Origin of the sequence: uncultured Victivallis sp. (assembly GCA_944389935.1) — a bacterium.
In the GTDB taxonomy this organism is placed as follows: Bacteria; Verrucomicrobiota; Lentisphaeria; order Victivallales; family Victivallaceae; genus Victivallis.
This window is the reverse complement of the sequence record CALXOE010000023.1, coordinates 1-13,460: the sequence shown is the minus strand read 5'-3', so window position 1 is coordinate 13,460 and position 13,460 is coordinate 1. Positions and strand designations below refer to the sequence as shown.

General features: G+C 57.6%; 9 protein-coding genes. All 9 read right to left on the bottom strand.

From position 1 onward, the window contains the following. Positions 1-3: 3 nt before the first annotated feature. The gene (locus tag Q0J85_RS08420) at positions 4-2,019 is read right to left on the bottom strand and encodes an SPFH domain-containing protein (RefSeq protein WP_294480285.1); all 2,016 of its coding nucleotides are present in this window, start codon (positions 2,017-2,019) and stop codon (positions 4-6) included. Positions 2,020-2,321: 302 nt separating this feature from the next. Next, positions 2,322-4,343, bottom strand: coding sequence for a beta-galactosidase (locus tag Q0J85_RS08415; RefSeq protein WP_294480284.1), 2,022 nt, complete (start codon positions 4,341-4,343; stop codon positions 2,322-2,324). Between the two features lie 39 nt (positions 4,344-4,382). After that, positions 4,383-6,038 carry a metallophosphoesterase gene (locus Q0J85_RS08410; protein ID WP_294480281.1) on the bottom strand — a complete coding sequence of 552 codons (1,656 nt, stop codon included), beginning with the start codon at positions 6,036-6,038 and terminating at the stop codon, positions 4,383-4,385. A 43-nt stretch (positions 6,039-6,081) separates the two neighbouring features. Continuing rightward, the gene (locus Q0J85_RS08405; protein ID WP_294480279.1) at positions 6,082-7,617 is read right to left on the bottom strand and encodes a glycoside hydrolase family 27 protein; all 1,536 of its coding nucleotides are present in this window, start codon (positions 7,615-7,617) and stop codon (positions 6,082-6,084) included. Positions 7,618-7,627: 10 nt separating this feature from the next. Beyond that, entirely contained in the window at positions 7,628-9,103 is a 1,476-nt protein-coding gene (locus Q0J85_RS08400) for an ABC transporter substrate-binding protein (protein ID WP_294480277.1), read from the bottom strand. A 17-nt stretch (positions 9,104-9,120) separates the two neighbouring features. Then, positions 9,121-11,100: a carbohydrate binding domain-containing protein gene (locus Q0J85_RS08395; RefSeq protein ID WP_294480275.1), complete on the bottom strand. Its 1,980-nt coding sequence runs from the start codon at positions 11,098-11,100 to the stop codon at positions 9,121-9,123. A gap of 40 nt (positions 11,101-11,140) precedes the next feature. After that, a complete protein-coding gene (locus Q0J85_RS08390; RefSeq protein ID WP_294480274.1) occupies positions 11,141-11,866 on the bottom strand; it encodes a DUF1559 domain-containing protein in 726 nt (241 codons plus the stop codon). 55 nt (positions 11,867-11,921) lie between these two features. Further along, on the bottom strand, positions 11,922-12,644 hold the full coding sequence (locus Q0J85_RS08385; RefSeq protein WP_294480273.1) for a DUF1559 domain-containing protein: 723 nt from the start codon (positions 12,642-12,644) through the stop codon (positions 11,922-11,924). 57 nt (positions 12,645-12,701) lie between these two features. Next, positions 12,702-13,394, bottom strand: coding sequence for a DUF1559 domain-containing protein (locus Q0J85_RS08380; protein ID WP_294480272.1), 693 nt, complete (start codon positions 13,392-13,394; stop codon positions 12,702-12,704). Between the last annotated feature and the right edge of the window lie 66 nt (positions 13,395-13,460).

The window sequence follows — 13,460 nt, the reverse complement described above, 5'->3', positions numbered from 1 at the left end:
CCGTTAATTTCCACCCAGCGCGCTCGCATCCACATCGATGAGATCCAACTGCTGTTTGGTCTCGAAATTCAACTGGTATACCTCGTTGTCCAGCCCCGAGGCGATGATGAATTTCCGAATGTCCCTGCAATCGTTCTCCAGCAGATCGAGATAGGCCTTGAGCCGGAACATGCGCGGCATGATCCGATAAGTGACCAGCTGCGTATTGAAACGTCCCGCTTCCGCCTCCGCAATCGTCTTCGTGCGATAACTGTAGGAGGTCGCTTCGGCCCGGATCCGCGCGGCCTCGGCCTCCGCCTCCGGAACCGTCCGGGCCGCGTAACTCTCCGCTTTCAGCACGGTCGCCTCTTTCTCCTCCATCGCTCCAATCACATCCTGGAACGCGGGAGCCACTTTCTCCACCGGCGGATGCGAGTCGAGAATCATGACTTTCACAATTTCGATGCCGATGTGGTGCTCATCCGCAAGTTTCTGAATCCGCTCCTTGAGGGCCGTCTGCGCGGACGCGCGACCGCTGGACATGATGTCCATAATCGAGGTGCTCGCCAGATATTCCGTCGCAGCCTGCTGCCCGATCCGGGTCAGCGTCGCAACCGGGTCGGCATTGCGGTAGGCAAAATCCATCACGCCGTCAGGCCGGATCCGGTAGTCGATCGGGATCATCATGCGGATGAATGCGATCGACGCCGCATTGCGGTCTTCTTTCCCCTCCGCATCCTCGCTTTTGCTCTCCGCACTGCGCAGACCGGGCTCGACCGCCACAATGAAGTTGTTCGTATCACTGCCGTGCGCAGCCGTCCAGAGCACGACCGGAGTCGGTTCCCCTCCGGTGCTCTTCTTCTGCGGCTGAGAGTGACCGTGGCCGTCATCGGCAACCTCTTCGGCCTCCTCTTCACCGTCGGCATGCAGCTCACCGATCACAACCTGATAAATCTCCGTGCAGCTGAAACGCTTGACCTCTCCGAACGGATACGGGAGCGTCCAGTAAATACCCGGCTGAAGCGGCTCTTCGCTGACGACTTTCCCGAGCCGCTCCTTGATCCCGACCTGGCTGGGCCCGACCTCGTGGATCATCGTAAATCCCCAGAAAATCAACGCCCAGAACAGCACCACCGGAAAAAACGACCTCTCCAGAAAACTGTAAATCCACGTCCCGGAAACCTTGAACCCGAACTGATAATCGAGCGCCAGCGCAATGTTGCGCATCACGCCGCCCGGCTCGGTGAAGAGCGAGAGCAGCTTGCTCTCGAAAATCGGCCGCATCTCCCGGATGGTCCGCGGCCGGTAGAACTCGATGATGAAACTTACGATGAATTCAGCCCCGAGTATCGCGAGAATCACAAATACCACCCGCGCGATCACCGTATCAAGACGGCCGCCGCTCGAGGCGAACACCGTCACGATCATCGAGAGGAACATGATCACAAAACCCGCCAGCAGCCACGCACCGAACGCACGCAGCCACCGGAACGCCGGCTGCCGCGACTGCCCGACGAAAAACGCACCCGCAAACAAGCTCAGCGCAGCGAAAACCGCCGAGGCAACCGGACCGTAAACCGCCCCGGTCACCGCAGGCTTCTCCAACCGCCCGTCCCAGTATCGCGAAAACGCCACCAGCACGGCCGCCACCAGCACGGCCCCGAGAATCGAGAGCACGTAAGGAGCGTATTTCTTGTAGTTCTCAAACGACCGGCCCGCCGTGAAGCGAACATCCTCCTCCACATTCAGCGCATGCGTGTCGTTGCGTTTCTCCAGCAGCTGCTTCTCCTCCGCTTCCTGCGCCGCAGAGGTGTTCAGCATGCCGTAGATCATTGCGGCAAATGCAAAAACAACCGCCAGCGAATACGGAATTACACCGAGGGAAAATACATCCGACCCGATCAAATCCGGTTTAATCACGCCGAAAATCAGCACCGGGATCAACAGAACCACCACTGTGATGATTCCGCCGATGACGGATAGTTTCGTCATCAGCCTGGCATTGTCGATTTCTGCGCGAATGTCACTTTTTCGCTCCACATCCCACCTCGTTCTTTTATGTCAAACCCTGTTGATTCCGCATCGCGTCAAGCCGGATTCTCTGCCCGGCGCAGCAGGAAAACCGTTTTTACAGGCACGGTTCATTTACATATTTATACACCCTCCCGCTGAAAAAACAAGTTTTCCCCGCAATTTTTTCAGATTTTTATCAATCTTCCCCCGTAAATTCATCGAAAAAAAACAGGAAACACATCCGTTGATACGGACGCATTTCCCGTCGAACGGAGACGACCTCCGTCGCCCGATCCGGCATGGAATCATCCGATTCCGCACCGCGCTGTTCAGCCGCGCGCCTCCCCGGCCGCGAACAGCACAGTCGCTCCGTCGGATGAAAGTGTGACCGAGTCAACGTCCGCACCATCCTCCCAGACGGCACACATCTTCCGCGGCAGTTTCACCGTCTGCGCTTCTTTCGACAAATTGTAAAGGAAATAGTAACTCCCTCCGTCAACTGCGAAGCGGCGCGCAGCCCGGACACTGTCCGGTACCCCGGGCAGAACCGGATCGATTCCGATTTTCTTTATCAGCGCGCCGTAGAAGTCGTTCAGAAAATCCATCCCGGTACGCGCCCCGATGTAGACTGCACGCCCCTGTCCGAGTTTCCGGAACGTGACGGCAGGAGTCCCCGCATAGAAATCCTCTCCGTAAACCGCTTCAACTGCCGACCCCTCCGGGTGAAGAATTTCGGCATAGTCCATGACCGGATACCGTTTTCCGTTCCAGACGAGGCTCTGACGCGCGGCGGGCTCAAGCCCGTCGAAGTCCTCACTCCAGACGCCGAAGAGGTCGCGCCCCGCCTCCCCGCCGGGATTTCCGCCAGCCTGGCAGTTGTTGCACTCATCGACGTAACCGGTAAAATAGGTGCCGACCACCGTTCCTCCCGCTTCGACAAAACGCCGGAGGCGCTCCACCACGCCCGGTTTGAACAGAAACAGCATCGGCAGGACCAGCAGTTTGTAACGGCTGAAATCCTGTTCACTGTCGATCACGGCAAGATCGATGTTGCTGTTCCATAAGGCGCGATAGTGGTTCTGAATCGTCTCATCCCACTTCTTGATCTCGTTTCCTCCGGCAAAATGGCTCTCCCGGAGCGCCCAGTTCGACTCCCAGTCGTAGATGACCGCGGCAACCGGCTCCCGCACCGCGTCGACCAGTCCGGAAAGCCGTTCGAGTTTCTCCCCGTAGGAGGCGACCCGCCGGAAAACCATCGTCCGGTCACTGCCGTCGTGCCCGACAACCGCGCCGTGGAATTTCTCGCAGTTGTTCCGCCCCTTGCGCCACTGGAAATACATCGTGCCATCCGCACCGTGGCCGAGCGCGAGGAGCATCTCCCGCTCGAATTCGCCGGGGCGGCGCAGCTTTGTGTACGGCATCATATTCGGGATGCCGGGACAGGACTCCATCACCAGAAACGGCTTGTTCCGCATCGAATAGTGCATGTCGTGACGGAACGAAACCGAAGCGCCCTCGCGTTCCGCCTCCCCCGCATACCAGGTCGGATAGCAGTCGTCGCTGATGAAATCGCACAGAGGCGCGAACTTCCAGTAGTCCAACGTCGGGAAGAGTCCCATGAGGTTGGTCGTCACCGGCGCGTCCGAAAACTCCCGCACCGCGTCAATCTCCATGCGGAAAAAGTCGACGATCACCTCCGTACAGAATCTCCACCAGTCCAGCGCCGCGCCGTCCATCGAGGAATCGAACGGCTCGACCTGTCTCCAATCCGTAAAACGATGCCCCCAGAATGCGGACCAGTATGCCTGATTGAGTTTCTCCAGCGTGCCATACCGTTTCCGGAGAAAATCGTGAAAACGGCTCCGGCACAGATCGCAACCGCACTCACCATGGTATTCATTCGAGATGTGCCATCCCCCCAGAGCGGGGTGTTTTGCGTACCGTTCCGCGAGTTTCCGGTCCACGATCCGGACCCGTTCCCGGAAGCCGGGCGAGGAGAAGCAGCTGTTCTGCCGCGACCCCTGAATATCCCGGTGGCCGGCCCGGTCCGCCCTGCGGCTGTCAGGCCACCGTTCTGCCAGCCATGCGGGCTTGGAGGCCGACGGCGTCGCGAGGAACAGCTTCTTCCCGCTTTTCGCGCAGCGCTCAAACACATCGTCGAGCCAGCCGAACTCAAAATGGTCGGGTTCAACCTCGAGCTGCGACCAGGAGAAGATCGCAACCGAAAACGTGTTGCAGTGCGCCTCGTCCATCAACTCGAAATCGCGATCGACCGTCCCCGGCACGTGAATCCACTGATCCGGATTGTAATCGCCCCCATGCAGAATCTTACGGAAATCTTTGATGATCATGATGATGTCCTTATCGTCAAAACGTTCGCCATATTCGTTTCACTTCGTGCCGATGCGCGTCACCGGAAAGGAATCGATGTGCTCTCCGGTGGAATCGAATGCCCTTACGGTTAATATATCCCCTCGCCGTGACAATTCCAGATGCGCGCAGTAATCGTTCAGGACCACCGGAAACGGCAGATCCCAGGCGGAATACCTCTGCAGCTTCGGCGAGTTGCAGAAAAGCGTTTTCCGCCCCGGCGTACTCCGACAGTAGCAATGTTCATGGCCGCCGATCATCAGATCGATCACGCCCGGCCCGGTCAGAATCCCATCGATCACCTCGAACACCGCATGCGATCCCAGTTCAGGAGAAATCAACGCTTCGTGACTGAGCAACACCCGGAAGTCGGCATGAAGAAATTCCCCGGATGCCGCGACGGTCCGCAGCCATTCGCGCTGCCGGTCGCGATATGCCTTCTCCAGCTCCGGCAACGCGGGATTGTAATCCCCCGCGACATCCAGGACAATGAAAAATACGCCGGCGTGGGAGAAAGTGAAATATCCCGATCCGTCCCGTCCCGCGAAAAGGTCGAACCACGCCCCCGCTCCGCAACCGCGAAATTCATGATTGCCGGTGGTGATGACGAACGGTTTGCGCCACTCCCGGAGCATCGCATCGAGAAAACCGTCATAATAGTTGCGCCGCCCCGGCGAAGCGGTCACCATGTCTCCCAGCAGAATCCCGAAATCGGCGGTTTCCGCCTCCGGAGTGCGCAGAATCCGCAGCAGCTCTCCGGTCCGGCAATGCAGATCCGAAGTGATCAGAAGCGAAAAATCCCGTTTGTTTCCGGCGTTGGTGCGGAAAGAAAAGTTTCCTGTCACCGGAGACTCTTTCCCGAGTTCGGGGAAAAGCATTTTCAGTTGATACTCGTATTCGCATCCCGGAGTCAGATTTTCCAACCGCGCACGGTGAAGCGTCCGATCCCGCCGGACCGTGCCGGAAACCGGGTCGGCATACGCACTCCGGAACTCGCCCTCCCCTTTCCGGCGATACTCCACGACCGCAGCGCCCGCGCCTGCCGTCTCCCAGCCGATCTCGACGGAAGAGCACTCCGGCTGACACACCCAGGGACCGTGCAGAATGCACTCCGGTTCAGGCGGCAGAAAATAGAGCCGTCCGAGCCGGTCGATGTTGTGAAAAGCCGATCCCGTGTGAACCCAGACGAGCAGCTGCTTTGCGGCGGAACGCTGCCGCGCGATGTTGAATCCGACGGACTCCCCCGCAAACGGCAGCAGTGACAGCGGAATCCGGATTTCCGCACTCCACCGGTCGTCGGCCATCGCGGTCACGGCCTCCCAGTCGGAGAGTTCCGCAAACTCGCTGAATCGCCCGCCGCCGGCAGAGACGGCAAAATGCCGATACCAGCTGTTTTCACCGGACTCCCCGAAAAAGATTTCCAGATGATCTCCCTCCAGGGCAGCATATCCGTCCTGAGGAGTCCCCGCAAGGATCTCCAACGGTTCCCGGGCCTGGACGTTCAGAAACAGATGCGTCGCACTTCGGAAAATGCTCACTTCCGTCAATGACTCAGCCACAGGATTTCCGTCGGCGTAATCAAGAAAGCGGGAAAGAACCGTTTCAACGTCCCGGCCCGCGTCCGGATTCAGAATCTGCGGGACGAAAACCCGCCCGGTCTGACTCTGGTTCGTCATGGTGTTTCGGTTCCTCCCCGAATCCAATCATTTGACGGACTCGTCAAAAAGTTCCGGCAGAGAGATTTCCCGCCCCCTGCAGCGATTGACCCCTCATCGCATTCCGGAACAGGGAATCCTGTCTGGACGGAGCAGGGAGAGTCCGGTAGAGCTGCACCGAATGCGGAAGAACCATCAGTTCTCCACACAATTCCCGCTCCTCGCCGCTCCACAACTCCCGTCCCCGGCACGCCTCGTCCATGAGGCAGGAGCGCCGGTCATCGCTCCGGTTGAAAAGGGCGACCGCGGTCGCGCCGTCTGCAAGTTTCTTGCGGTACTCGAGAATTCCCCGGCCCCGATCACGGATTTCCGGCGGAGAAACCAGCGGATCCTGATCGATGGCGATGAGTTCGTCATTGGTAAGCAGCTGGAACGTCGCCTCATCCATCCCCGCAATGTCACAACTCAAAAGCAGCGGCGCGGACAACAGACACCAGAGCGTGAACTGCAGCCGCTGCTCATCCAGCGTCAACCGCGTTGGGGAAAAGGTCGGATTGGGCGTGTTGGGCACGCCGATCGCACCGATCTGCAGCATATCCGGATCGGGAAAACGCCCCGGCCCCATCGCCGCGTGCCAGACGGCGGAGTGATCGAACCCGATCGAGGAAATACTCGACCAGAGATCCTTGATATCATGCGAAATACGGCAGAGCTGCGCGAGCGAAAGCAGCGCCTGCGCATCGGCCTCGGCCGCGTCGTTGGAGAGACTCAATACGATGTCTCGACCGCAATCCCGCAGTTCGGAAGCGATCCGCCGCGTGGTCGGCAGATCGTTCGGGTTCCAGTCCATCTTCACGAAGTCGACGCCCCATTCAGCCCACTGACGGATGTCGTTCCCGACCTTCCACTCCGATCCGATGCGGTCGACCTGCAGCTCATGCAGCCCCGGATAACGCCCGAACACCTGATGAGGCTGCAGCCGCTGCGACTCCGGCAGGAAGAGACGCTCCTCGCGGCCGCCGTCCGTACTGCCGCCGCGAAACCCGGCGTAAGTCGAAATCCACGGCGCCGAATAGATCCCGAACCGCAATCCGCGGGAATGCACATAATCCGCCAACGCTTTCATGTCCGGGAAACGCTCGTTGCCCTGCAATGCACCGTGCTTTCCGCCCCGTTCTCCCTGCCAGCAGTCGTCGATGTTCACGCTGTTCCAGCCGTGAGCGGCGAGACCGCGTTCGACGAGCGCGTCCGCAATCGCGCGGATACGCCGGTCACTGACCCCCTCCGAAAAACAGTACCAGCTGTTCCACCCCATCGGCGGGGTGAGCTGAATCTGTTCCCCGGCGATCACCTTGATTTCACAAGTTGTCCGACCGGCCGGATTCTCGGCCTCGAATTTGACGCGATACACCCCGGGAGTGGAAATTCTTCCCCGCAATGTGCCGGACGCCGCATCGAATGCACAATCCGGCGGAGGATTCACACAATTCAGGCTAACTCGCTCGCCCTCCACCGGCAGCGGGAGCAAAAACTCATTGCCCGGACGCACTCCGAACACCCCCGAAGCATGAAACCGGGGGCGAAATAATGACTTTTTCATGGTCACTTCTCTACTCTTCAAGCATATTCTTTTCACGATAATAGCGGAGATGGAACGGATTTTTGATCCACTTTGCCGGGATCTTTCTGCCCTCCGCCTTGTACTGGTCAATCTTCTTCTGGAGTTCACAGTCTTCGCGATAGCGTTCGCTCAACGAGGCGACGCTCTTGACGGTATCGCGAATCGAATGCATGATACCCTCATTCGCAAGTTTCAACGCCTCCTCCGGCGTGGAAAGACCTCCCGCCACGCGCTCGTAGGCGTACAGAATCTTATCTTCCGCCAGCGGATAATAGGGGCTCAGGCTCTCCGGCAACGCGATCGTCCGCGCCCACTTGAGTTCGTTCGTGTGGAGATTGCCCTCATATTCGTACCCCGGTGGATTGTGATATTCCGGGTTGTTCTCCGCCCATTTCGGGTTCGGCGGCAGCCCGTCGGAACTGCGGATCAGCAGCTCATTGTATTCGCGGCTGGCCAGAAACAGCAGGAAGATCTTCGCGTACTCCTTGTGTTTCGATCCGCGGTAAATCGCCGTGTTGCGCGAAATAAACACCAGATTCTTGAAATCATACTCGGGATATTGTGAGAATGACAGATGAACCGGCTCAATCTTGAACCGGCGCAGGTCCATGTTCACATACCGGCCGGTCGAAATCATCGCGTACCGTCCCGCAACAAGCTGCGGAATGGTCGTGCTGTTCACGCTGGATTTATCCGCACTCTCGGAAGCGACCTCCGCCGCGTTCGGAATCAGATGCAGCTCGTCCACCCAGCGGTGATAGATCTTGAGCGCTTTCACAAAAGCCGGATCCGTCAGACACGGGGCGGTCAGCGTCTCATTGAACATGTCGCACCCCATGCTGCGCGCGATCGGCAGAATCACATTCGGCATCGCAGCCGCGAAAAAAGCCTCCTGGCGGCGTTTGCCGGCATTCGCGCGCTTGATGTATTCCAGCCCGATCTTCTCGAACTCCTCCGGCGTCCACTCCTCGGGCGGCACCTCCATGTCGTATTTCCGGAAAAGATCCACGTTGCAGAGCAGCGCCGAAGCCGAGAGGTTGCACGCATAGGCGTACTGTCTGCCGTCGTACATCAGCAGGTCCCGGGCGGCACCGTAGTTGTTGCCGGGATCAAGTCCGTTCTCGCGAGCGAAATCCGTGATATCCTCCAACACCCCCATCGGCGCATACCGTTTCACCGGAACATGGTCGATCAAATCGCCCGCCATGCCGGAAACCGCCTGAATCAATGTACTTTGATTGTCAGCGGCTTCCAGCCGGATTCGGAAAAGCGGTTCGCCGTTTTTGTCGACCCGCCCGGTCTTTTTCATCCATTCATGAAAGGCGGCGACCTGTTCGACCCGATCCGCCGAAAGTCCGGCCGTCCACACAAGCGTCGTTCCGCCATCGTGGTCGGCGCGCGTCAGATACGTGACGATCGCCGCCAGACAGAGAAGAACGGCTATGATCAAAAACAGGTTCTTCATCTCTCACGCCTCTTTGTTTACTCCAGTACGTCGGAATCGATCGCATCTGCGGAGAACGCATAGCGCCCGCCGCCGAGATTGCGGATCTTCCCGAAACGGGATTTGAGACCGGGCTGCCCCGGAATCGTGAGAGTCACATCGCACTTCGCTCCGAGTGACGCCACGACCACCCACACGTTGCCGTCCTTGACGAACGCCCGCGCACAGACCTCATCGGCACCGGTGCCGTTCACCGTCACCGCGGGGGCTTCTTCCGTGCTCATGATCCACGGTTCAAGATCGTGCAGCAGCTGCACGGTCTCCTTGAGATTGTTCCAATCCTCTTCTCCGCGTTCCGGGGCGCGTTTCTCCATCGCGGTGATGTCGTAATAGGCGTAGAAGACGAACGCTTTCGCTCCATAAATCGCACCGAGCAGCGGCGCGGTACGCACCTCCTCGCGGGTCAGAAAACGGGTTTTGCGGAACTCTTCGTCGCTCATGTTCTTGTCGACGATCGCCCAGTTGAACGCCTGCGGCACATGCCAGATCGTCGCACCGGTCTTCTGTCCCGCGGCCAGGGCGTCACGCAATTCGCGCAGCGACTGCGGTCCATGGGTCGCCTTGATCGGGTACGGATCGATCCCGAGGATGTCACCGGAAGTGGCATAGTAGTTCAAATCGTCGTAGAAACAGGTCAGAGTCCAGGTCGGATGATCGGGGTCGATCGCGCCGACGGTTTCGCGCAGTTTGATGATGTCCGGAATACGCGAACGAGCCTCCTCGTCACTGACGTACCAGACCAGAACAGCGGGGTGATCTTTCAGATTCTCGACGATTTTCTTCGCAACCGGAATCGGGCCGAACGCATCGTCCACCTTCTGATTCCAGCCATGCAGCATCTCCTTGATGCTCGGGACGAGTTTCAGACCGTATTTGGCGACCTGGTCGACACCGGCGCGGATCCCCTCCATGTCGGTGGCGTATTTGCCCGGACCGCGATGCCACGCGATCCCATAGAGATGCAGCGTGTTGAAACCGGCATCGGCGATGCGTTTCAGATCCTCGTCCTTCATCGACCCCTGCCAGGCGCCGTAGATGCCGATCGGCATGAACGGTTTCCCGTCAACGATCAGACGGTGATGTTTGTCGATGGTGACGGCGTTCGCGGAAGCAGCGCTGCGATCCCGCACCTGAATGTCGTACGCGACCGAGAAGAGGCGGCGTTTCGCCGCGGTGTCGAGCAGCGTGAAGTCGATCTTTCCGGAACCGGCCGGCAGTTCGCCGAAGTCGCCGCTGCAGAACCCATTGTCATCGGGGGTGAGCAGTTTTTCATACCGTTTCCCATTGAGATCGAGGGTCGCAAGAACCGCGAAATTCTTCGCGCCGGCAGGAATCGAGGCATGGACGTCAAACGACGAATCGTCCGTCCAGAGCGCAAGTCCCGTCAGCCGGGTCGGCTGCACCGACCAGAGGTTGCCGACCTCTTCGACGCGCAGATTGTCATAATAGAGCGTGCCGGAGGCCTTATCGCGGATGTAAAGCGAAACCTTTGCCTCCTGCCCCTCCTTGAGCACGAAGGGGCGTTCGATCTTCGTCCACTCTTTCGTGATCGGCTGAGCGTCATAGAGACCGCCGTCATACTGTCCGTTTCTGGAGAACTCGATGCAGAACCCGTGCGGTTCGCCCTTAATGTTCTCGCCGCGGCAGAGCATGGAGACTTTGTAGGTCTTACCCGCCTTCAGCCCCGGAATCGGAACGGAGACGAAGCCGTATTTCTCACCGGGTTTGCGCTCGGCGCGGAGACCGGGGGAACCGTTGTAACCCCACTTCCCGATCTCATACCCCTGATAGGAGGTGAAGACCGCGAGGTCGCCCGTGGCGAAATCCTGCTCGTAGACAACGCCTCCGCTGTCCCCCTCCGGCCAGGCGCGGCATTCGTCGAACATCGACTCGGCGGCAAAAGCCGCTCCCGCGAGCCAGAGTGAAGCTAAAATCGTATAAAACTTATTTTTCTGCATAATCATTCCCAAATTAGAAAAAGCTGTTGAAACAAAACCGTCAGATGACGTTCCCACGCGGGCACTGCGGACACTCGCCGTCAACAATGTGAAGGAATGTTTCCGCAAAGGAGGCACTGTCCGGGAAGCGCTTCGTCTTGACATGTCCGTCCATATAGCTGTGCGTGGTTCTTCCATTGTGACGCCCCAGCGGCAGATGCTCCCAGGCGTCGTACTTGTCCTGAAAATCCCGGTCGTTGCCGCGCTTGTTCGCATCAAGGTCGATAAAGACGCCCTGAATGGACGGATGACCGACGCGGGTCGTCTTTCTGGCGGTATACCAGATATCGCGCTTCTTGCAGAGCGACCAGTCACCGAACATCCACGGATAGCCGTAGGAAGACCAGGTGATGTTATCGACCGTATGAACCTCTTGCTCATTCGCGCTCGGGCAATTGAAAAGTTTTGCCAGAACGAAGTCATCGGGAACCGGCAGCGTGTACTCACCGGCGCCGACATACGGATAAATTTCCGGGATCCAGTACATCTCGTCGCGGGACGGACTGTTCCAGTCCGCTCCCTGGTTGGAAAGCGGCATGAAGTCGTTATAGTCGATCGTATACGCAGCTGCGCCGCTCGCAAGCTGCTTGACGTTGCTCTGGCAGCTCGCAATGTGCGCCCTTTCGCGGGCACTGTTCAGAGCCGGAAGTAACATCGCCGCCAGAATCGCAATAATCGCAATGACAACCAGGAGCTCGATCAAGGTAAAATTACTTTGTCTGTTCATATTTTTGATTTCCTTCATTTATGGACGTACTTCTCTTGTACGCTTTTATTAAATTTTAGAAATAACACTTGGGACAATTCCGATTGACAACGTGCAGGAAAGTTTCCGTGAACGATGCCTCATCGGGGAAGCGCTTTGTCCTGACATGTCCGTCGACATAACTGTGCGTGGTTCTACCATCATGACGCCCCAGCGGCAGATGCTGCCAGGCATCATACTTGTCCTGAAATTCCCCCTGATCATTGCTGCGGCGATAGGAGTCAAGATCGATAAAGACACCCTGCTGAGACGGATGGCCGATGCGGGTTGTCTTTCTCGGATAATACCAGAAATTCGTAGGTTGCACAACGTTCAGGCTTGCATCCCCGAACATCCAGGGATAACCGTAGGACGACCACACGATGTCATTCGTCGTGCGGACTTCTTTCTCGCTTGCACTCGGGCAGTTGAAGATATTCGCCAATTTGAAGTCCTCCGGTACGGGAAACTCATATTCCCCCGCTCCCACATACGGATAAATTTCCGAAAGCCAGTACGGCTCATCACGGCTGGGACTCGTCCAGCTCGCACCCTGATTGGCGATCGGCATGTAATCGTTGTAATCGACCGTATATGAGAGCGCACCGCTGGCAAGCTGTTTGACGTTGCTCTGACAGCTCGCAATGTGCGCCCTCTCCCGGGCGCTGTTCAAGGCGGGCAGAAGCATCGACGCAAGAATCGCAATGATCGCAACGACGACCAGGAGCTCGATCAAGGTAAAATGTATCATCTTCTTCATGGTAAGTCCTCGTATTAAGTTTACCGTTTATATCCATCCTGTAAAAAAGACATCAGACTACTTGGTGCAATCCTCACAGATCCACGGGGCGACGACATGGCAGAACGTCTCCGTAAAGTCGTCGTCGTTGTGGAATGCTTTGTTTTCGACATGTCCATCAGCGAAACTGAGATTGACATATCCTCCGTTCCGATGCCGGTCAACATCCAGATGATTGTAACCGTCGAACATATCGAGGAAGTCGCTGGTATCCTGATCTTTCTTGGTCGCGTCGAGGTCGACGAGCACGCCCTGTTCGGTCGGGTGACGGAAACGGGTCAGCTTCCGCGGGTAGTACCAGGTGTTCTTCTCTCGCGTCAGGAGGGAATCTCCAAACATCCACGGATATCCGTAGGAAGACCAGACAATCCCCTCAGACTTGCGGAGTTTGTCCTCGGACGCCGACGGACAGCTGAAGACTTTGGCCAGCTTGAACCCCTCGGGCAGCGAGAAATCGTATTGCCCCGCTCCCACGTAGGAATATACTTCGCTGATCCAGTACGGATTCCGGCGGGAGGATCTGCCGAATTCCGAATAGACCGCCATCGGGAAATACGAATTGTAATCGACCGTATACGACAGGAGACCGGTCTGAAGCTGCTTCAGATTGCTCTGGCAGTTGGAGCTCTTCGCCCGTTCCCGCGCCTGATTCAGCGCCGGGAGCAGCATTCCGGCCAGAATCGCAATAATCGCAATTACAACGAATATCACTTGTTAAATATACATTATGGGAATATATTATTCAATCAATAAAAGAGGAGATAAAGTAATGAAAGC